Here is a 19,905-nt window from a genome sequence, read left to right as displayed (position 1 = left end):
CGAGGACTCCGTCAGCCCGCCGCCTCCTTGCGACGCGCCCGGTAGGCGGCCACATGGAGACGGTTTCCGCAGGTGCGGCTGTCGCAGTAGCGGCGGGAGCGGTTGCGGGAGAGGTCGACGAAGGCGCGCCTGCAGTCCGGTGCCTCACAGCGGCGCAGCCGCTCCTGCTCGCCGGCCACCACGAAGAACGCCAGGGCCATGCCACCGTCGGCGGCGAGATGGTCGGCGACCGACGCGCCCGGCGCGAAGTAGTGCACGTGCCAGTCGTAGCCGTCGTGATCCGTGAGCCGCGGAGTGGTGCCCGCGGCGGCGACCAGCTCGTTGATGAGCGTGGCGGCGGCCCGGGGATCCGAGGCCGCGAAGATCCCGGCGAAACGCCCGCGGATCTTGCGCACCGCCGAGAGATCGAGCTCGGACAGGGTGCCGACATCGCTGATGTTGTGGTTTCGTACGAAATCGTGCAGTGCTGGGAGGTTCGCGAGCCCGTCCGCCGTGTCGTCCTCCGGTGCGGTGTTCACCAGATCTACCACGGCGTCGAGGGCGCACCGGGTGTCGTGGGTGATCAGCACATTTCGCTCCCTGGCCTGGGGGTCGGGCAGCCGCCCGCCGATGCTGGCCGATGCTAGCCGCTTACCGGCCCGGGGGGACGGGCTGGATCCCGGCGGACTGCCCCTGGCCGCGAGCCGGGTGGCATCCGTGCCGTGCGGAACCACCTTGGGCGCATGAGCTGGATGCATGAGTGGGCGCATGCACAGGCGCCGCCACCATGAACATCCATGGTGGCGGCGCCTGTGCATGCGCCATATGCGGTTGTCTGAGCCCGAGCCGTCTCCCCGAGTGGACGGCGCCGGGCGGCTTGGTGCGGAGTCTCGTCCTAGCTTTCGGCCAGGATGTGCGAGAGCTCCGTGTCGAGATCGAAGTGCCGGTGTTCCGTGCCAGGGGGCACGGCGGCGTCTGTTCGCTTCAGGAACGACTCCAGGGCCCTCGCAGGGGCCTCGAGCAGGGCCTCTCCCTCGGGAGAGCTCAGGGCGATGCACACGACGCCCTGACCGTGGCTGCGCGACGGCCAGACGCGGACGTCGCCGGTGCCGGTGGGCCGGTGCAGGCCCTCGGCCAGAAGGTCGCGGGCGAACACCCACTCGACGGTCTCTTCGGCTCCGGTGTGGAAGGTGGCGTGCACGGCGTAGGGATCGGCCGTGTCATACCGCAGTCCTGCGGGAACAGGCAGTGAGGACTCGCTCGACACAACGAGGCGCAGGTGCAGCTCGCAGCTGACCGTGGTGTTCATAAGCGCCAGGGCCTTTCGCTCAGTGTGCGCTCGGGGATTCGCACGTCGGCGAAATCGACATGCCACCTACGGTGCCGTTGTAAACCCCTCTGAGTGTTTTGCGTGTCTTTAGGTACCTCATCCGGCCGAGTGCTCGTTCGCGGAGTACCACCATTCCGGTGACCGGTTTCCGTCGGGTAGGGTTTGGCCGTATGAATACGGGGAGTGACGAAACGGGGGAGGCCGTCGCGGCGGCCGACGGAACGAAGAGCGAGCCGGCGCTCGGATCCCGTGCGCCGGAATTCATCAAGGCGCGACGGGCGCTGCACCTGAGCTGGCAGGTGGGCGTGTTCATCGTGGGCCTCGCGGTCGTCGTGGCCGGGGTGATCATGCTGCCGTTGCCCGGACCGGGGTGGCTGGTGATCTTCGGCGGCATGGCGATCTGGGCGACCGAGTTCGTCTGGGCCCAGCTGGTGCTCCGCTGGACGAAGCGCAAGGTCACCGAGGCGACACAGAAGGCGCTCGACCCCAGGGTGCGGCGCCGCAACATCATCCTGACGTCCATCGGGCTGGTGATCATCGCGGTGCTGGTCGGGATCTACGTCTGGAAGTTCGGCTTCGAGATGCCGTGGAAGATCAAGGAGTAACAGCCCTCCGCATCCTTCTGAGGCGGTCGGAGGCACCCCCTGACATGGGGTAATCTTCTCCGTGCGCCCGGGCGATTAGCTCAGCGGGAGAGCGCTTCGTTCACACCGAAGAGGTCACTGGTTCGATCCCAGTATCGCCCACCGTGCCGATTGGCGGCCGAGTCCACGTCTTCTGTGGCCCCGGCCGCCAATCGCCGTTTCGCCCCGGGTTCGCAGCACGCCGAGGGGCGGCCAGCTGCACCCCGACCCCGGGTGCGTGGCTGGTAGGAGCGGGCATTTCGGTATGTGGCTGGCCGGAGGGGCCGGGGTGGACGCCTACGTGGATTCCCCGCGGCGGATGTGTGTCGGGGGATCTCCGTATCGGGCACGGGCGGGGGCCTCTCGGAGAGGGCGCCCGACTACGGCCCCGTGGGGTGGCGCCGGCCCAGGCTCCTCGGTGGCGGCGCCCGGCTGCGATTCCACGGAATGGCGCTGGCGCATGCTTCTCAATGACGGAACCCGCCTGAGGTGTCGCGGAGTAGCGCTGGCCCGGGACCCTCGGTGGTGGCGCCCGGCTGAGATGTCGCGGCCTGCACGCTGACCTTCGGCGTCCTGGTGAGAGTGCCCGGCCATGGCTTCGCGGAGCGGCGCTGAACTCGGGTTTCAAGGGGGTGCCCAGCTGTAGCTTCGCGGAGTGGCGCTGGGTCCGGGCTCCTGGAGTGGACGCCTGGCCGTGATCCCGCGGAGTGGACGCCGGGCTTGGGCCTCCGAAAAGAACGCTCGCCTGTGATTCTGAGGAGCGGACATTGGGCTCCGGCCTCCCGGAGTGGGCGCCGGCCCCGGCCCCCCCCGTGAGGGCGCCAGCCTGCGGTTTCATGCGGTGAGCCCTCGTCTGGGCCGCTCTGGAGACGCCCGGTCATGTATCCGCGGACCGGACGCCCGGCCAGGCCCCCTGAAGCGGATGCCTGTCCAGGGCCCCAGAGGAGCAGCAGGCGCCAGACCACGCTCCCCACGGCCCAGCCGCCACGAAGTCCCACCCCGCCCGGCACCCAAGCTCAAGCCGCCCCACCACCCCTACCCCGCGCACGCCGACCCCTCCTGGCACCCCACCCCCCCCGCACGGCCACCCCCCCGGCACCCCGCCCAACCTCAAGCCCCATCAGGGGCGCGAGGAACCGCGCACCCAGCCCCAACGAACCCGCACCCGAAAGCCTGCACAAGCCGCCCCACCTGAACAACATGCCTGCTCAAGCCCCCGACACGCGCAAACAACAGCCACTCCCACCCCCGCCACCCCCCGCTATCGGCATCCCCGCCGCAGGCCCCCACGAGCCCCCGAACGCCCCGCTATCAGCACCCCCAACAGCTCCTCACCCACCTCCACCCCCGCCCTCGGCACTCACCCCCCGACAACCACCGCCCCTCACCAACGCCCCACTCCACCCCACCCCCAACCTTCCCCCCACCCCCTCCCGAATCCACCCCACCAACCCCCGTTCGACCACCCGACCAACCCCACCCCACCTGCACACTCACCAAGCACCCCCGCCCAACACCCCGCCACATCCCCCCAGTTCAGGCCGTCGCGCCAGCGACCCCGTTCACACCGATTCCTGTCCGAATCATTGACGCCCGCTAAGACCCTCCGTACCTTGTGCCAGCAAGCGCTTACTTGAAACGATTCATGGCGGCGGACGCTACATCGCGGGGAGGCCCGACTGTGGGAGACAACGGGAGTGTTGAGAGGCGGACGGTCCTCAAGGCGGCCGGCGCGTCGCTGGCCACGCTGGGGCTGGCCACGACGACGGCCTGCGGGGGAGACAGCGGCGGATCGGGGGACGGAACCGTCGAGATCCGCTTCGCCTGGTGGGGCGCGGAGGAGCGGGCGAAGCGCATCAACCAGACCATCGCGCTCTTCGAGAAGAAGTACCCGAAGATCAAGGTGAAGACGGACTTCCAGGATTACGTGGCCTTTTGGGAGAAGTTCCAGACCCAGGCCGCGGGCGGAAATCCGCCGGACGTATTCCAGAACGCCGTCGCATTCCTGCGGAAGTACGACAAGAGAAGTGTTCTCCTCGATCTCAAGTCCCAAGTGGACGCGGGAAATCTGAGCCTCAAGAACTTCCGCGCCGGAGTCGAGAAGGTCGGCGAGGTGGACGGAAAGCTGCTCGGCATACCCGTCGGCTCCAACACCATGTCGTTGGTCATTGACGAGAAGGTCTTCGAAAAGGCGGGCATCAAGCCCGAGCAGGGCTGGACCTGGGACGAGTACTTCGACGCCCTCGAGAAGATCCGCGACAAGCAGAAGGTGTCCGGCGACACCGGCTACTTCGGGATCATGTACCTCTACGACCTCTACCTCCGGCAGAACGGCAAGGCGTTCTTCACCGAGGACGGACTCGGTTTCGAGGAGGCCGACCTGACGGAGTGGTGGACGGACGCCTACAACCGCGTCAAGGCCGGGATCCTCACCGACCCGAAGAAGATCGAGCAGCTCAAGCCCAAGTCGGCGCTGGCCTCGGGCGACGGCGCGTCCGAGTTCACCTGGGACAACTTCACGGTGCGCTACACCACGGAGGGCGACAGCACGTACGGGCTCGCGCCGATCCCGACGACCGACGGCAAGGAGACCGGCCAGTACCTCTCCTCGCTCATGCTGAGCGGCTCCGCCCGGACCAAGCACCCCAAGGAAGTCGCACAGTTCATCAACTTCATGGTGCACGACCCCGAGGTCGGCAAGATCATGGGCTACGACCGAGGCATCCTCGCCAGCACCGAGCAGTTCGACGCGTACAAGCCCACCGACGCCCCCAACAAGGCGATCGCCCAGTACGAGGAGGACGTCGCCGCGGCCGGAGTCCTCGGGACCATCACCCCGCACCCGGCGGGCGCCGACACCGTCGAAGCGGCCTTCCTGCGCATCGCGGGTGACATGTCCCAGGGCAAGACCAAGGTCTCCGACGCGGTGAAGCAGTTCTTCTCCGAGGCCGAGTCCGCGCTCGCCGCCTGATGGGAACCGCAGTGACGACGCTCGTCAAGGACTCTCCGCCGGATGCCGCGGAGAAGCGTCCCGGTCCCCCCGCCGCCGTCAGGCGGCGGGGCCGCCGGGAGAATCTGGCCGGCTACCTCTTCATGTCCCCGTGGATCGCGGGCTTTCTGCTGCTGACCGCGGGGCCGATGGCCGCCTCGCTCTATTTCGCGTTCACCGACTACAACCTCTTCGACTCCCCGAAGTGGATCGGCTTCGACAACTTCACCAGGATGTTCGACGATCCCCGGTGGCAGAAGTCGGTGGAGGTGACGGCGAAGTACGTCGTCATCGGTACGCCGCTGAAGCTGCTGCTCGCGCTCGGGGTCGCCCTGCTGCTCGCCCAGAGCCGGCGCGGGCAGGCCTTCTACCGCGCCGCGTTCTATGCCCCGTCGCTGATCGGCGCGAGCGTGTCCGTCGGCTTCGTGTGGCGCGCGCTCTTCTCCGACGACGCCGTCGTGGACCGTACGCAGTCGTTCTTCGGGTGGGACGTCGGCGGCTGGGTCGGGGACCCGGACTGGGTGCTCTACAGCCTGGTGGCGCTCACCGTCTGGCAGTTCGGGGCGCCCATGGTGATCTTCCTCGCCGGGCTCAAGCAGGTGCCCAAGGAGCTGTACGAGGCGGCCGAGGTGGACGGCGCCGGGCCGTTCAAGCGGTTCTGGAGCATCACCCTGCCGATGATCTCGCCGGTGCTGTTCTTCAACGTGCTGCTGGAGACCATCCACTCGTTCCAGATCTTCGGTTCGGCGTACGTCGTCTCCAACACCAGCTGCGGACCGGCCGACTCCACGCTCGTCTACACCTGCTACCTGTACCAGAAGGGCTTCAAGGAGGCCCAGATGGGCTTCGCCTCCGCGATGGCCTGGATGCTGCTGCTCGCCGTGGCGCTGGTGACGGCGGTCCTCTTCTGGTCCCAGAAGCGGTGGGTGCACTACGAGGAGGCCTCCCGATGAGCACCACCACGACCCCCACCACGACTCCGGCCACGGCCCCGGCCACCCCGCGCAAGTCGCTGGACCTCGGACGAAAGCGGACCGGGTCGCTCGCCTGGCACCTGGGTGCCCTGCTGGTCCTCGCGGTCGTCCTTTACCCCGTCGTCTGGGTCCTCGGCGCCTCGTTCAAGCCCAGCCGGGAGATCATCGGCAGCCTGCAGCTCTTCCCGACCAGCCCCATTCTCCAGAACTTCAAGGGGCTCGCCGACGGCATCGCGGACATCTCGATCGCCACGTTCTTCGAGAACTCCCTCTTCTACGCGCTCGGCTCCGTCGTCGGCATCCTGATCTCCTGCTCGCTGACGGCGTACGCCTTCGCCCGCATCCGGTTCGCCGGGCGCAACCTGATGTTCTCGCTGATGATCGGCACGCTGCTGCTGCCGTACCACGTGCTGCTCATCCCGCAGTACGTGATGTTCCAGAAGATGGAGCTCATCAACACCTATGTACCGCTGCTGATCGGCAAGTACCTGGCCACCGAGGCGTTCTTCGTCTTCCTCATGGTGCAGTTCATGCGGAACCTGCCGAAGGAGCTGGACGAGGCGGCGCGGCTCGACGGCTGCGGGCATCTGCGGATCTACTGGTCGATCGTGCTGCCGCTCTGCCGTCCGGCGCTCATCACCAGCGCGATCTTCACCTTCATCAACGCCTGGAACGACTTCATGGGCCCGCTGATCTACCTCAACGAGCCCGGCAAGTACACCGTCTCGCTGGGCATGATGATGTTCCGCGACCAGGAGGGCGTCGCCAACTACGGCGGCATGATCGCCATGTCGCTGGTGGCGCTGCTGCCCGTGCTGGCCTTCTTCCTCGCCTTCCAGCGGTACCTGATCGACGGCATGGCGACCTCCGGGCTGAAGGGCTGAGCCGGTCATGACCCAGACGCGCACGAAAGCTCGTACGGCTGCCGCTGCCAGGGGTGAATCGGCCTTCGCCGAGCGGTTCGCGCTGTTCGCCGAGTGTCTGCTCACCGGGGTGTGGATCGCGGTGGCCTCGCTGCCCGTGGTCACCTATCCCGCCGCGTTCGCCGCCGGGTCCCGGCATCTTCGACGGCGTACGGCCCATCTGGGCGGCGGCTGGCGGGAGTTCGTCGCGGACTACCGGTCGGCGTTGCGCGGCGGGTGGATCGCGGGACTCGCCGGGTGGGCCGCGGCCCTCGCGGTGTGGGTGGACGTCCAGGCCGTGCGTGCCGGGATTCCCGGTGGCCCGGTCGTGGGGGCCGTCGGTCTGTTCGCCCTGATCGGGCTGGTCGTCGCCGGGCTGCGCGCGGCGGCGGTCTGGGAACCCGGCGCGTCCTGGCGGGAGCTGCTCGGGGCCGCCGGCCGCCGTACCGTCCTGGACCCCGCCGGGTCGTTCCTGCTGGTCGGCGGAGTGGCCGTGGTGGCCTGCTCCGCCTGGTTCGTCCTGCCGCTGGCGGTCCCCGTGCTCGGGGCCGTCGCGGCGGCGGCCGTCGCCGTGGAGGAGCGCGGCCGGCACCGCTGAGCGATCGTCCAACAACACCCATCACGCGCACACCAGGTCGGCGCCCGGCGCCGCGCCTCTCCCTGTCATGCCCCTGACTTCCCTTACTTCCCCGCACGGAAAGGAAAGGCTGGATCTCATGTCTCCCATCCCTCGCAGGTCCCTCCTCAAGGCGGCTGCCGTCGCCGGAGCCGCCGCCCAGTTCAGCTGGGCCCTGGGAGCCCAGGACGCGCAGGCCGCGCCGAGAGCCGAGGCCGCCGACGCGGACCCGGTGACCCTGGACTGGCTGGAGGACGGTGGCCTCGGCGCCGCCCCCGGCTCGACCGTGGGCGTGCCCTGGCCGAAGGGCGCGTACGAGAAGGAGCAGACGTTCGCGCTGACCGACGGCGACGGGAAGGACGTGCCCGTCCAGTCGTGGCCGATCGGCTACTGGCCGGACGGCTCGCTGAAGTGGACGGCCCACGCGGTCGGGCCGGGGGCGGGGAGCGGCAAACTCACGCTCGCCGCGGGGGCGCCCGCCGCGCCCGCCAAGAAGGTGACCGTCGACAAGCGCGGCGGCTCCATCGACGTGTCGACCGGTGTCATCACCGCGAAGATCGGCAAGAGCGGCTCCACGCTGGTGAAGTCCGTGCTGCGCGGCTCGACGGAGATCGCCAAGGACGGCCGTCTCGTGCTGCTGCGGCAGCCCGAGATCGAGGACGGCGACCAGGGCGCGGAGAAGTACGAGCGGTTCGAGAGCGTCATCGCGGACGTGGAGGTCGAGCAGGACGGGCCCGTCCGTGCCGTCGTCCGTATCGACGGCAAGCACCGCAAGGGCAGCCGGAGTTGGCTGCCCTTCTCGGTCCGCCTCTACTTCTACGCGGGCGCCGAGTCGTTCCGCATGGTGCACACGATCACCTTCGACGGCACCCAGGAGCCCGGCAAGGCCAGCGGCGACTTCATCCGCGGCATCGGCGTGCGGTTCAAGGTGCCGATGCGGGACGCCGCGTACGACCGGCACATCCGTATCGGCGGCGAGGGCACCGGTCTGCTGCGGGAGGCCGTCAAGGGCATCACCGGCCTGCGCCGGGACCCGGGTACGGCCGTGCGGACGGCCCAGTTCGAGGGCAAGAAGCTGCCCGACCCGTCGACCTGGGACCAGCGGGTGACCACCCGCCTCCAGTACATCCCCGAGTGGGGCGACTACACCCTCTCCCAGCTCTCCGCGGACGGCTTCTCGGTCCGCAAGCGCACCAAGAAGGGGCACGGCTGGATCGGCGCGGGCGGCGGCCGGCGGGCGAGCGGCTTCGGGTACGTCGGCGGTGCGAGCGGTGGACTCGCCTTCGGGTTGCGGGACTTCTGGGAGAAGTTCCCGGCCCAGCTCGACATCCGCGACGCGCAGACCGACGAGGCCGAGGTCACCATGTGGCTCTGGTCGCCCGAGGCGCAGCCCATGGACCTGCGCTTCTACCACGACGGCATGGGCCAGGACACGTACCCCGAACAGCTCGAAGGCCTCAACATCACCTACGAGGACTACGAGCCCGAGTTCGGCACTCCCTACGGCATCGCCCGCACCAGCGAACTCCTCTTCTGGGCCCACGAGTCGACGCCCAGCGCCGAGGCGATGGCCGAGCAGGTGGACGCCGTCCGCACTCCCGCGCAGCTCGTCGCCCCGCCCCAACACCTCATCAAGGCGGGCGTGTTCGGGAAGCTGTTCTCCGAGCCGGACCGTTCCACCGCGGCCAAGGCCAAGATCGAGGACCACCTCGACTTCCTCTTCACCTATTACAAGGACCAGGTGGAGATGCGCCGTTGGTACGGCTTCTGGGACTACGGCGACATCATGCACAGCTACGACCCGAGCCGGCACCAGTGGTGCTACGACGTCGGCGGCTACGCCTGGGACAACTCCGAGCTCTCGCCCGACCTGTGGCTCTGGTTCGCGTACATGCGCTCCGGCCGCGCCGACATCTTCCGCTTCGCCGAGGCCATGACCCGGCACACCGGCGAGGTCGACGTCTACCACCTCGGCAAGTGGGCGGGCCTCGGCACCCGCCACGGTGTCCAGCACTACGCCGACAGCGCCAAGCAGCAGCGCATCGCCAACACCACCTACCGCCGCTACTACTACTTCCTCACGGCGGACGAACGCGTCGGCGACCTCATGCACGCCAACGTCGACTCCGACGAGACGTTCCTCGTCCTCGACCCCATCCGCAAGATCCGCACCGAGCCGTACGAGCCCGACCGCAACGCGCTCTCGATCGGCTTCGGCACGGACTGGAGCGGTCTGGTCTCGGCCTGGCTCACCGAGTGGGAGCGGCGCGGCCCCAAGTGGGAGAAGGCCAAGGCGCGGGTCCTGTCGACGATGGAGACCATCGCCGCCCAGCCCAACGGGTTCGTCCAGGGCAGCGCCCTGTACGACCTGGACACCGGGAAGTTCGCCGTCGCGGACAAGGCCGTGGTCGGCGTCTCGCACCTCTCGGCGATGTTCGGCCTGGTCGAGCTGAACGCCGAACTGCTCGACCAGATCGACATGCCGAAGTTCAAGGAGGCGTGGCTCGACTACTGCCGCTACTTCAACGCCACGAAGGCCGAGCAGAGGGCCCGCTACGGCTCCGACTTCGGCTCCCTGCTGCTCTTCCAGGGACACGCGCGCCAAGACGCGTACGCCGCCGTCCAGTTGGGCGACGACGCGCTGGCCGCGCGGGCCTGGCGGCAGTTCTACAACAGCGCCGACGCGTGGGACTACAAGGAGTCGACGGACTGGTCCACGAAGAAGGTCGACGGGCCGACCGGCCTGGTCCCAGGCAGTGAGGCGTCGTGGGTCTCGACCAACACGACGGCGCTGTACGGGCTGGCGGCGATCCAGAATCTGGCGTTGGTGGGCGACAAGATGCCGTGACGCTCCGCTGGGGTGCGGGGATTGCTGCGGGTCCGTTGGGGCTGGGCGCGCAGTTCCCCGCACCCCTCAAGGGGCGCGCCTGTGTCAGTGCATCCTGCCCAGCACATCCCGGACTCGGCGGGCGTCTCGTAGGCGCTGTTCGTATGTCGCGCCCAGGGCGAGGAGCAGGAGGCCGGCCAGGGCCGGGGGTACCCAGCGCGGTACCGCGCCCATCGCCTGGGCGATGTACGGGGCCAGTTCGTGGAGGGCGACCAGGGCGAGGGTGCCGCCGCCGAGAACGAGCAGGGCCTGGAGGCGTTGCCGGGCGCCGACGAGGGTGACCAGGAGTGCTGCTGAGCCGAGCAGGAGCGGGCGCAGCCAGTCGAGGTCGCCCCATGCCGCCAGAAGGCTCGGCAGCAGGGTCACCGACAGGCCCGGCCCATACGCCGTCCAGGACGAGGTCCCCGGGTCCCGCCTCCTGCGGACGAACCCGACGACCAGCGCCGGCACGGTCACCGGCAGGGTGTACGCCTCGGGCGAGCCGACGTCCCAGGACGCCAGCCGGACCCAGGTGGCCAGCACGAACAGGGCTGCCGCCAGGTAGCCGAGCTGCCTGCGGTCCGGCCGGATCGCCGTGCCCGCGGCGATCACGCCGCACAGGGACAGCACGAGGGCGAGCACGGGCGGTTCCATGGCCGCGAGGCTGATCGCCACCAGTGCGGCGACGGCTCCCGTGATCTCGACGGACAACGTCGGCGTCGCGTCCTTGAGCCGGGCCGCGAGGAACGCGGCCGTGGCCGGTACCACCAGCACGAGCAGCGCGATGTGGTGCGGCTGCCAGTCCAGCGACGCGCCCGTGGCGCAGGCCAGCGCGGTGGCGTACGTCAGGGACGCGGCGGCCGAGACCGCCCGGATCCCGTGCTTCTGCCAGACGGCTACCGCCGCGAACAGGGCGGTCAGGCTCCCGAGGACGGCGAGCGTGGCCGCTTCGGCGGCGAGAGACAGCGCGACGAGGTGGAGGGACGTGATGAGCGCCAGGCCGAGGGCGGTCAGGGTGATGGGGGAGGGGCGGGGGCGAGCCGGAGGCCCTGTTGGGAGTGCGGGCCCGTCGTCGGTCGGGTGTGCGTGATGGCTGTACGCCGCCGCCGTCAAGGTGGCGGCAGTGGTGACGCCCAGCGCCAGCAGGCCTGCCTGGTAAGGGAGTTCGAGGGTGGCGGGCAGGACGAGGACCGCGGCCCAGGCCAGGCCGAGCGCACCGCTCAGGGCGACGGACCGGTGCGGCCCGCCCCGGAACGTCAGGGCCAGGACCGCCGCGACCGCGGCCAGCACCAGCGGAGCCGTCTCCGTGTTCGACGGCCAGGGCGTCGAGACCGTCACCGCGTCCCGGGCGTTCGAAGGGGCACCGGACCAGGCGCGTTCCGCCCAGCCGACCGGACCCGTGAGGACCACGGTGACGAGGGGCAGGGCCCATGCCACGGCGAGGGCCTGCACACCCGCGGAGGACCATCGCAGGCCACGGCGTACGGACTCCGGCAGCCAGGTGCCGCGTACGGCCAACAACGCGATGCCGCACAGCAGATAGCCCGGAACCGTCCACGCGTCGGGCAGCACCGAGCGGAGCACGCCGCCCGCCGCGGCGACCGTGATCAGGCCGCCGGTCAATGAGAGACCGGGGGAGGCCTGCGCGGCGGGGGCGCGCCACGCGGCCCCCAGCGCGATCGCCGCGGCGAGGGCGAGGAGCGCCGCCGCACGGGCGGCGGCGCTCGGACCGGTGGCCTCCCACGAGAGCCAGCCGGCCGCCAGAAGGCCCCAGGCGCCCGTCCCGTACGCGCCGACGGTGGCGACGACACGTACGGACCGGACGGACACCGTGAGGGCCACGATCGTGTCGAGCGCGGCCGTCACCAGCAGCGCCGCCGTGATCGTGTGGTGGCCCGCGTCGACCGCCACCACCCAGAGCAGCAGCGGGAGTTGAGCCGTCGCCATCGCCGCCGGGAGCGGCAGACGCAGGGCGCCGAGCGCGCGTCCGTACGCCGCCCACAGCACGGCCAGGACCGCGGTCGCGGCGGCTGCGTACCCGGCGCCGTCCACCTCCGGGAGGGCGACCTCGTGCAGGGCGTAGGCGTCGAGCACCGTCAGCACCAGGCCGAGGCCCGCCACCGACTCGGCCGTCGAGCGGAGTCCGCGCTTCAGCAGCGGTACGGGTGCGGCGAGCGCGGCGAAGGTGACCGCGCCGAGGACCGCCGCCCGGCCCGCGATGCCCAAGTGCCCCCAGCTGACCAGCGTGAACGCGATGGCCGCGACGGTCAGCAGGATACCGCCGAGCACGAGCAGCACGTTCTGCACACCGGGGGCCGTGGTCTCCGGCTGTCGGGGGCGGGGCGCGGGTGCCGGCCAGTCGGCCGGGGTCTGCGCCGATGCCGGGGCCGGGCCCCAGGCCGGGGCCGGTGACTTGGCCGACCGGAGCACACCGAGCAGCCAGGAGCGGCGGGCCAGCAGTTGGGCCCGGCGCGCGTCCAGTTGCCGCAGCTCGTGGTCGAGGATCCGCAACTCCTCGGCCGGTGGCGGAATGTTCGTCATGCTTCGGAGTGTGGTCCGGGTCACGCCGTATGGCATGAGCGCACGTACTCAGGACGTACTCAGATGAGGACGCCTCGAGTTGCGGACGTGCGGAGTTCTCCCCTGCCGGGGCGCGGACCGGCAGACTCGGCGCATGGACTGGACGCACTACCGCTTCCGCAGCCTGTGGCGGCTCGCCGCCCCGCTCGGCGAGGTCTACGAGGCGCTGGCCGACGCCGAACGCTATCCACGCTGGTGGCCGCAGGTGCGCGAGGTGACACCCCTCGACACGATCAGTGGTGTCGTCCGCATCCGCTCGACGCTGCCGTACGACCTCGTGTTCACCGGGCGCGAGGTGCGCCGCGACCCGGCGGCCGGGGTCCTGGAGATCGCGATGACCGGCGACGTGGACGGCTGGGCGCGGTGGACCCTCGCCACCGACGCGACCGGCACCCGCGCCCGCTACGACCAGGAGGTCCAGGTGACCAAGCCGCTGCTGAGGCGGCTCGCAGTGCCCGGACGGCCCGCGTTCCGCGCCAACCACGCGCTGATGATGCGGGCCGGGCGGAAGGGCCTGGTCACGTACCTCCGGGGCACCGCTTCGCGGGAACCGTGAAGCGGTTTGAAGGAAACGCGAGGAGACCTGTATTGTTCAGTGCGTTCCCGGGCGATTAGCTCAGTGGGAGAGCGCTTCGTTCACACCGAAGAGGTCACTGGTTCGAACCCAGTATCGCCCACCGGGAAAGGCCGGTCCGTCACAGACGGACCGGCTTTTTTGTGTCGCTGCCGACGGGATACGGCTCAGGCCGCCGCCGACAGTTCGGGGCGCAGCGGCCACGCCGGATCGACCGCCTCCTCCGTGCCGCTGCGCGCGAACCACGCCTGGAGGCCGCGCGCCTGGGCCGCGTGCCAGACGGCCTGCAGGGTGTGCAGTTCGGCCGCCGAGAGCCGCTCCAGGCGTGTCGCGAAACGGCGCCCGACCGCCCGTACGACCTCCAGTGAGGCCAGTGCGTCGGCCGCCGCGTCATGCGCTCCCGTCAGCTCCACGCCGTAGTGCTCGCAGAGGTCCGTGAGCGTGCGGCGGCCCTTGCGGTAGCGGTCCAGGTGTTTGTCGAGGACCCGCGGGTCGAGGACGCGCATCGGCACGGTCTCGAACCAGTGGTCCAGGGAGGACGCCCGGTGCCTGCGCAACTCCCGGTCCAGGAGCGTCAGATCGAAGGGCGCGTTCATCACCACGAGCGGGCGGCCCGCCGCGCTCTGTTCGGCCAGTTCCCTGACTATCTCGTCCATCACCGGCGACGGCCAGCGGCCGTTGAGCCGGAGATGCTCATCCGTCAGCCCATGTATCGCCGTGGCCCCTTCGGGCACCTGCACTCCCGGATTGACCAGCCAGCGGCGCACGCGCGGGCGGCTTCCGGGAGCGTCCTGGACGACGACGGCGGCCGACACGATCCGGTCGGTCTCCACGTCCACACCCGTCGTCTCGGTGTCGAACGCGGTCAAGGGGCCCTCGTACCAGCACGTCATACGCACACAACTCCTCGTTCACCTTCGGCAGTTGACGCGCCGTCCCCTGCCCTTTTTGTGATACCCGGGCTGTTTGCGCCGTACGCCGGAAGGAGACAACAGAGGTACGGGTCTTTGCAGTTCAGCGGCCCGCAGCGGGGATTCACCTGATTCGGAAGGCTGTTGGACATGGCGCTCGCGCAGCCCGAGCAGGGCGGGCTGCTGCCCCAGAGGACGGCACCGCATCGAGGCTCACTGGCCACCACGGCGTGCATGGAGACACTGCAGGTCGGTTATCTGCACGCGGTCGCGGCGGCCGCGGGCTGTTCCCTGTCCCAGCCCTTTCCGGACAACGGCATCGACTGGCACGTCAGCCACAGCGCCCCCGGGCACACGGTCGACGACGAAGTCACCATCAAGGTGCAGCTCAAGTGCACGTACCAGATCCCGCCGAACCCGCCGGGCCCCGCCTTCTCCTTCACGCTCGACAACGCCCACCTGGAGAAGCTGGCCCGCACCCCGGTCTCGGTGCACAAAATACTGGTCGTGATGCTGGTGCCCAGATCACAGGACGACTGGCTGCGTGCCGGCCACGACCGACTCGATCTGCGGCACTGCTGCTACTGGATCAACCTCGCCGGACACCGGATCACCGGCCGGCGCAGGACCACCGTGCGGATTCCGACCTCTCGCGTCTTCGACGACCGAGCGCTCTGCGAGATCATGACGCGGGTCGGAACGGGAGGCAGACCGTGACGCACCGCCCAACAGATGAGCCCCTACGCCCCGTCAGGCCCCACCCCGTCGAGACACCGGGCCTGTGGGACCAGGCACCGCGGCCCGACCAGGTCGACCCGGCCGTCCTCGGTGCGCTCCTGCACCGGCACGGCTGGCAGCGCCGCGGGGGAGCCCCCGGACGGTACGGCCGCTGGACCCCACCAGGGCCCGGCGGCTCCGGCACCAGCCTGCTGGTACCGGAGAGCCGGGCCTTCCCCGACAGCGAGGACCTTCTCGCCGAAGCCCTCGTCGCGCTGTCCCGCAGCGCCTCGCCCTCCGCCCGTGACGTCCTGGTCGGCCTCGCCGTGCCCAGCGACGAGATCCGCTGGTGGCGCGATGTACCGACGGGTCCCGTCGGCGTCTCGCCGTGGACCGTCGAGGAGCAATTGCGTTCGGCGGCACGGCAGATGCTCCTCGCGGGCGCCCTGGCGGCACGCGCGCGTGCGGGCTACTACGGCGCCCGCCACCGCAGGCCCGCCGCCACGTCCCTGGAGAACGTGCTCGTCGGAGCCGCCCCCGGCGGCCGGCAGCTCACCGCCTTCGTGCCGGTCGCCACCGGCCGCCCGCTCGCCGTCCGCCTCCACCAGGCGTTGTACGCGGCCCGCGAGGCCATCGACTACAAGCGCGCGACCGGCGGCATGGACGCCTTCGACGGAGCCGTCGAGGCGGGTGTGAGCCATGAGCTCACCGAGGCGCTGGCGTCCCTGGTGCGCGGCACCGAGGGCGCCCGGATCGCCGTCGAGTGGGCGCCCGCCGCCGGGGTGCCCGAAGGGTGCGCGACGCCCGCCGAACCCGTCGAGTTCTCGCCCGGCGACCTGCCCGCACTCCGCGAGGCCGGCGCCCGCTATCTGCGCGAGGAACCCTCCGTGCCCGTGCGCATCACCGGAGCCGTGGTGCGGATGCGCAGGTCGGGGCCGCGCGGCGACGGGAGCGTACGACTGCGGGTCATCGCCGGGGCCGAGGTCCCGCACGTCCGGATGACGCTCGACGAGGAGGCGTACCGGATAGCGGGGCACGCCCATCTCGTCGGCCTGCCGGTGCGGGTGCACGGGCGGCTGGAGAGCCGGGGCGGGTTCCGGCGGCTGACCGGGGCGTCCGGCGTGGCACCCGTGCAGGTCGACGAGGCGGAGCGGGACCGGCTGATGAAGTCGCTGCAGGAGAACCTCGACTTCTTCGAGGAGGCGTGCAGCGGGGACTGACGGTTCTTCGCGGAGGCGTGCCGCGCGCGGGACGGCTGGAGGGGTGGGCAGAGGGAACCGTTTCGCGAGGGGTGCCCCGGGCTCGGTACGATCGCCCTTGTATTACGCGTGCACCAGACGACCGCGCGCGTTTCCCTTCAGGCAGGAGAGTCCGGTGTCAGACGTCCGTGTGATCATCCAACGCGATTCCGAGCGGGAAGAGCGCGTGGTGACGACGGGCACTACGGCGGCCGAGCTCTTCGCCGGTGAGCGCACCATCGTCGCGGCCCGCGTGGCGGGCGAGCTCAAGGACCTCGCGTACGAGGTGAAGGACGGCGAGACCGTCGAGAGCGTGGAGATCTCCTCCGAGGACGGTCTCAACATCCTGCGCCACTCCACCGCGCACGTCATGGCGCAGGCCGTGCAGGAGCTGTTCCCCGAGGCCAAGCTGGGCATCGGCCCGCCGGTCAAGGACGGTTTCTACTACGACTTCGACGTGGAGAAGCCCTTCACGCCCGAGGATCTCAAGGCCATCGAGAAGAAGATGCAGGAGATCCAGAAGCGCGGGCAGCGGTTCTCCCGTCGTGTGGTCACCGACGAGGCGGCTCGCGAGGAGCTCGCTTCGGAGCCGTACAAGCTCGAATTGATCGGGATCAAGGGCTCCGCCTCGACCGACGACGGCGCGGACGTCGAGGTCGGCGGCGGCGAGCTGACGATCTACGACAACCTCGACGCCAAGACCGGTGACCTGTGCTGGAAGGACCTCTGCCGCGGTCCCCACCTGCCGACCACCCGCAACATCCCGGCGTTCAAGCTGATGCGCAACGCCGCCGCGTACTGGCGGGGCAGCGAGAAGAACCCGATGCTCCAGCGCATCTACGGCACCGCGTGGCCGTCGAAGGACGAGCTGAAGGCGCACCTGGAGTTCCTCGCCGAGGCCGAGAAGCGCGACCACCGCAAGCTCGGCAGCGAGCTCGACCTGTTCTCCATCCCGGAGCAGATCGGCTCCGGTCTCGCCGTCTTCCACCCCAAGGGCGGCGTCGTCCGCCGGGTCATGGAGGACTACTCGCGGCGCCGCCACGAGGAAGAGGGCTACGAGTTCGTCTACACCCCGCACGCCACGAAGGGGAAGCTCTTCGAGACGTCCGGGCACCTGGACTGGTACGCCGACGGCATGTACCCGCCCATGCAGCTCGACGAGGGCGTGGACTACTACCTCAAGCCCATGAACTGCCCGATGCACAACCTGATCTTCGACGCGCGCGGCCGTTCGTACCGTGAACTGCCGCTGCGCCTCTTCGAGTTCGGGACCGTGTACCGGTACGAGAAGTCGGGCGTCGTGCACGGTCTGACCCGTGCCCGGGGCTTCACGCAGGACGACGCGCACATCTACTGCACCAAGGAGCAGATGGCGGAGGAGCTCGACAAGACGCTCACCTTCGTCCTCGGCCTGCTGCGGGACTACGGCCTGACCGACTTCTACCTGGAGCTGTCCACCAAGGACCCGGAGAAGTTCGTCGGCTCCGACGAGATCTGGGAGGAGGCCACCGAGACGCTGCGGCAGGTGGCCGAGAAGCAGGGACTCCCGCTGGTCCCGGACCCGGGCGGCGCCGCGTTCTACGGCCCGAAGATCTCCGTCCAGACCAAGGACGCGATCGGCCGCACCTGGCAGATGTCGACCGTGCAGCTCGACTTCAACCTGCCGGAGCGCTTCGACCTGGAGTACACGGGCCCCGACGGCACCAAGCAGCGACCGGTGATGATCCACCGAGCGCTCTTCGGGTCGATCGAGCGCTTCTTCGCGGTCCTCCTCGAGCACTACGCGGGCGCGTTCCCGGCGTGGCTTGCGCCCGTCCAGGCGGTCGGCATCCCGATTGGCGACGCGCACGTGGACTACCTGCAGAACTTCGCCGCCGAGGCGAAGAAGCGGGGCCTGCGGGTCGAGGTCGACTCGTCCTCCGACCGGATGCAGAAGAAGATCCGCAACGCCCAGAAGCAGAAGGTGCCCTTCATGGTCATCGCGGGCGACGAGGACATGGCGGGCGGCTCCGTCTCCTTCCGCTACCGCGACGGCTCCCAGGAGAACGGCATCCCGCTCGATGAGGCCATCGCGAAGATCGCGAAGGTGGTCGAGGAGCGGGTCCAGGTCTGATCGCGGACGCAGGCCCGATGCCGGTGCGCGAGCGTCCGGCCGTACGGTCCTGAAGACGCCCGGAGGCCCCCGGAGAGCTCAGCTCTCCGGGGGCTTCTTGCGGTTCACAGGGGGCGCGGCGGGGCGTTCGTCCGGCACGGGGGCCGCTGCCCGGCGCTCGTCCTCGCTGGAGAAGACCTGCAGCAGCCACGCCGAGAACGACCCCGTCACCGCGCCGAGCAGCGCGAGCCCGCACGCCATCAGGCCCACCGCGATCACACGTCCGGCGGCCGTCACGGGAGTCACGTCGCCGTATCCCACCGTCGCGAGCGTGGAGCAGGTCCACCACACCGAGTCCCCGAAGGTACGGATCGTCGCGCCCGGCGCCGCGTGCTCCTGCTGGTACACGGCGAGCGCGCCCGCGAAGCCGAGCAGGGCCACCGAAAGGCCCGCGTACGTGATCACGCGCGCGTGCAGGGAGAGCCGAGGCCGTCCCTGCCGGCGCTGGACGGCCTCGTACACCTTGACCACGCGCACGGGACGCAGCAGGGGCAGGACCAGGACGACCGTGTCCAGCCAGTGCGTCCGTACGAAGCGGTGGCCCTGGCCGCTCAGCCGCCAGCGCACGGCATAGTCCACGGCGAACATCGCCCAGCTCCCCAGGGTCACCGCGAGACACAGGTCCCGCCACGCCTCGGGCAGACCGTGGGCGAGGACATGGATCGCGTACGAGGTGAGGAACAGCATCGAGGCCACGGCGAGCGGGACCTCCACGCGGTGTTCCCAGCGGGTCGTGCGGCTGTCGTCGTCCATCGGCTCAGCTTGGCCGGGGGCCCTTTCACGCGGTACCCGGCGACACGCCGCGAACGGGCGAAGCCATATGCTGCACCACATGACGAGTGAGCCGGAGCAGCAGATCGGAGTCGGCACACAGGACGCGTTCCAGCGCCTGTGGACGCCCCACCGGATGGCGTACATCCAGGGCGAGAACAAGCCCACCGGTCCCGGGGCCGACGACGGCTGTCCCTTCTGCTCGATCCCGGCCAAGTCCGACGAGGACGGGCTCGTCATCAAGCGTGGCGAGCAGGTCTACGCGGTGCTCAACCTGTATCCGTACAACGGCGGGCACCTGATGGTCGTGCCCTACCGGCATGTCGCGGACTACACCGACCTGACCGTGGCGGAGACCGCCGAGCTCGGCGAGCTGACGAAGCAGGCGATGACCGCGCTGCGGGCCGCCTCCGGTGCGCACGGGTTCAACATCGGGATGAACCAGGGCTCGGTCGCGGGCGCCGGCATCGCAGCGCACCTGCATCAGCACATCGTGCCCCGCTGGGGCGGCGACACCAACTTCATGCCGGTGGTGGGGCACACACGGGTGCTGCCCCAACTGCTGGCGGACACACGGAAGATGCTCGCGGAGGCTTGGCCTTCGGCCTGATGCCTCCGCGACGGTCCGGTCGTATTCCGCTGGTCCGTTGTGGCTGGTCGCGCAGTTCCTCGCGCCCCTGAAG

At 70.0% G+C, this 19,905-nt stretch carries 16 protein-coding genes and 2 tRNA genes; 13 read left to right on the top strand and 5 right to left on the bottom strand.

Annotation, left to right across the window (positions count from 1 at the left end; genetic code table 11):
• Positions 1 to 11: 11 nt before the first annotated feature.
• Positions 12 to 569 carry a CGNR zinc finger domain-containing protein gene (locus tag ACN20J_RS10650; protein ID WP_189839915.1) on the bottom strand — a complete coding sequence of 186 codons (558 nt, stop codon included), beginning with the start codon at positions 567 to 569 and terminating at the stop codon, positions 12 to 14.
• Between the two features lie 305 nt (positions 570 to 874).
• Positions 875 to 1,288 carry an SsgA family sporulation/cell division regulator gene (locus tag ACN20J_RS10645; protein ID WP_003959770.1) on the bottom strand — a complete coding sequence of 138 codons (414 nt, stop codon included), beginning with the start codon at positions 1,286 to 1,288 and terminating at the stop codon, positions 875 to 877.
• Positions 1,289 to 1,479: 191 nt separating this feature from the next.
• On the opposite strand from ACN20J_RS10645, the gene ACN20J_RS10640 reads away from it, so the two are divergent.
• The 7 genes from ACN20J_RS10640 to ACN20J_RS10610 all read left to right on the top strand — a co-directional run bounded on the left by ACN20J_RS10640 (position 1,480) and on the right by ACN20J_RS10610 (position 10,261).
• Entirely contained in the window at positions 1,480 to 1,914 is a 435-nt protein-coding gene (locus ACN20J_RS10640) for a TIGR02611 family protein (protein WP_361909404.1), read from the top strand.
• 69 nt (positions 1,915 to 1,983) lie between these two features.
• Positions 1,984 to 2,055, top strand: a tRNA-Val gene (locus ACN20J_RS10635).
• A gap of 1,558 nt (positions 2,056 to 3,613) precedes the next feature.
• Positions 3,614 to 4,903 (top strand): ABC transporter substrate-binding protein, encoded by a 1,290-nt coding sequence (locus tag ACN20J_RS10630; RefSeq protein WP_189839914.1) that lies wholly within the window; start codon positions 3,614 to 3,616, stop codon positions 4,901 to 4,903.
• Entirely contained in the window at positions 4,903 to 5,874 is a 972-nt protein-coding gene (locus tag ACN20J_RS10625; RefSeq protein ID WP_189839913.1) for a carbohydrate ABC transporter permease, read from the top strand. Before ACN20J_RS10630 ends, ACN20J_RS10625 begins: the two co-directional genes overlap by 1 nt.
• Complete coding sequence (locus ACN20J_RS10620; RefSeq protein ID WP_189839912.1) at positions 5,871 to 6,779, top strand: carbohydrate ABC transporter permease; 909 nt, start codon at positions 5,871 to 5,873, stop codon at positions 6,777 to 6,779. The genes ACN20J_RS10625 and ACN20J_RS10620 overlap by 4 nt, the downstream gene beginning before the upstream one ends.
• Before the next feature lie 7 nt (positions 6,780 to 6,786).
• On the top strand, positions 6,787 to 7,395 hold the full coding sequence (locus ACN20J_RS10615) for a hypothetical protein (protein WP_419665775.1): 609 nt from the start codon (positions 6,787 to 6,789) through the stop codon (positions 7,393 to 7,395).
• Between the two features lie 118 nt (positions 7,396 to 7,513).
• Positions 7,514 to 10,261 carry a Tat pathway signal sequence domain protein gene (locus ACN20J_RS10610; protein ID WP_419665774.1) on the top strand — a complete coding sequence of 916 codons (2,748 nt, stop codon included), beginning with the start codon at positions 7,514 to 7,516 and terminating at the stop codon, positions 10,259 to 10,261.
• Between the two features lie 84 nt (positions 10,262 to 10,345).
• Here the strand turns inward: ACN20J_RS10610 and ACN20J_RS10605 are convergent, their stop codons facing one another.
• Positions 10,346 to 12,856 carry an SCO7613 C-terminal domain-containing membrane protein gene (locus ACN20J_RS10605; protein ID WP_419665773.1) on the bottom strand — a complete coding sequence of 837 codons (2,511 nt, stop codon included), beginning with the start codon at positions 12,854 to 12,856 and terminating at the stop codon, positions 10,346 to 10,348.
• 97 nt (positions 12,857 to 12,953) lie between these two features.
• Here ACN20J_RS10605 and ACN20J_RS10600 point away from each other — a divergent pair, with 97 nt between their 5' ends.
• Entirely contained in the window at positions 12,954 to 13,415 is a 462-nt protein-coding gene (locus ACN20J_RS10600; RefSeq protein ID WP_190229300.1) for an SRPBCC family protein, read from the top strand.
• Positions 13,416 to 13,464: 49 nt separating this feature from the next.
• Positions 13,465 to 13,536: transfer RNA gene (locus ACN20J_RS10595), tRNA-Val, on the top strand.
• Between the two features lie 64 nt (positions 13,537 to 13,600).
• On the opposite strand, the gene ACN20J_RS10590 is transcribed toward ACN20J_RS10595, so the two are convergent.
• The gene (locus ACN20J_RS10590; RefSeq protein WP_190229299.1) at positions 13,601 to 14,326 is read right to left on the bottom strand and encodes a 3'-5' exonuclease; all 726 of its coding nucleotides are present in this window, start codon (positions 14,324 to 14,326) and stop codon (positions 13,601 to 13,603) included.
• 168 nt (positions 14,327 to 14,494) lie between these two features.
• Between ACN20J_RS10590 and ACN20J_RS10585 the strand changes: the two genes are divergently transcribed.
• From ACN20J_RS10585 to thrS, 3 genes are all read left to right on the top strand, one after another.
• Positions 14,495 to 15,061: a DUF4365 domain-containing protein gene (locus ACN20J_RS10585; protein WP_143635449.1), complete on the top strand. Its 567-nt coding sequence runs from the start codon at positions 14,495 to 14,497 to the stop codon at positions 15,059 to 15,061.
• A complete protein-coding gene (locus ACN20J_RS10580; protein WP_189839906.1) occupies positions 15,058 to 16,281 on the top strand; it encodes a hypothetical protein in 1,224 nt (407 codons plus the stop codon). Before ACN20J_RS10585 ends, ACN20J_RS10580 begins: the two co-directional genes overlap by 4 nt.
• A gap of 154 nt (positions 16,282 to 16,435) precedes the next feature.
• Positions 16,436 to 18,412 (top strand): threonine--tRNA ligase, encoded by a 1,977-nt coding sequence (gene thrS, locus ACN20J_RS10575; RefSeq protein WP_419665772.1) that lies wholly within the window; start codon positions 16,436 to 16,438, stop codon positions 18,410 to 18,412.
• A 78-nt stretch (positions 18,413 to 18,490) separates the two neighbouring features.
• Here the strand turns inward: thrS and ACN20J_RS10570 are convergent, their stop codons facing one another.
• Positions 18,491 to 19,204 (bottom strand): potassium channel family protein, encoded by a 714-nt coding sequence (locus ACN20J_RS10570; RefSeq protein ID WP_419665771.1) that lies wholly within the window; start codon positions 19,202 to 19,204, stop codon positions 18,491 to 18,493.
• Positions 19,205 to 19,271: 67 nt separating this feature from the next.
• Here ACN20J_RS10570 and ACN20J_RS10565 point away from each other — a divergent pair, with 67 nt between their 5' ends.
• On the top strand, positions 19,272 to 19,832 hold the full coding sequence (locus ACN20J_RS10565) for an HIT family protein (protein ID WP_189839903.1): 561 nt from the start codon (positions 19,272 to 19,274) through the stop codon (positions 19,830 to 19,832).
• The last annotated feature ends 73 nt before the right edge of the window (positions 19,833 to 19,905 follow it).

Origin of the sequence: Streptomyces sp. 2-1, from assembly GCF_048564895.1 — a bacterium.
GTDB classification, from domain to species: Bacteria; Actinomycetota; Actinomycetes; order Streptomycetales; family Streptomycetaceae; genus Streptomyces; species Streptomyces phaeochromogenes.
This window is presented reverse-complemented; position numbering and strand designations above follow the sequence as displayed.

Bases quoted from the DNA above. Each gene is read 5' to 3' on its own strand.
- ACN20J_RS10565 (WP_189839903.1), top strand. From the start codon at position 19,272: ATGCTGCACCACATGACGAGTGAGCCGGAGCAGCAGATCGGAGTCGGC.
- ACN20J_RS10610 (WP_419665774.1), top strand. From the start codon at position 7,514: ATGTCTCCCATCCCTCGCAGGTCCCTCCTCAAGGCGGCTGCCGTCGCC.
- ACN20J_RS10600 (WP_190229300.1), top strand. From the start codon at position 12,954: ATGGACTGGACGCACTACCGCTTCCGCAGCCTGTGGCGGCTCGCCGCC.
- ACN20J_RS10625 (WP_189839913.1), top strand. From the start codon at position 4,903: ATGGGAACCGCAGTGACGACGCTCGTCAAGGACTCTCCGCCGGATGCC.
- ACN20J_RS10645 (WP_003959770.1), bottom strand. From the start codon at position 1,288: ATGAACACCACGGTCAGCTGCGAGCTGCACCTGCGCCTCGTTGTGTCG.
- ACN20J_RS10615 (WP_419665775.1), top strand. From the start codon at position 6,787: ATGACCCAGACGCGCACGAAAGCTCGTACGGCTGCCGCTGCCAGGGGT.
- ACN20J_RS10570 (WP_419665771.1), bottom strand. From the start codon at position 19,204: ATGGACGACGACAGCCGCACGACCCGCTGGGAACACCGCGTGGAGGTC.
- ACN20J_RS10585 (WP_143635449.1), top strand. From the start codon at position 14,495: ATGGCGCTCGCGCAGCCCGAGCAGGGCGGGCTGCTGCCCCAGAGGACG.
- ACN20J_RS10590 (WP_190229299.1), bottom strand. From the start codon at position 14,326: ATGACGTGCTGGTACGAGGGCCCCTTGACCGCGTTCGACACCGAGACG.
- ACN20J_RS10640 (WP_361909404.1), top strand. From the start codon at position 1,480: ATGAATACGGGGAGTGACGAAACGGGGGAGGCCGTCGCGGCGGCCGAC.
- ACN20J_RS10605 (WP_419665773.1), bottom strand. From the start codon at position 12,856: ATGCCATACGGCGTGACCCGGACCACACTCCGAAGCATGACGAACATT.
- ACN20J_RS10620 (WP_189839912.1), top strand. From the start codon at position 5,871: ATGAGCACCACCACGACCCCCACCACGACTCCGGCCACGGCCCCGGCC.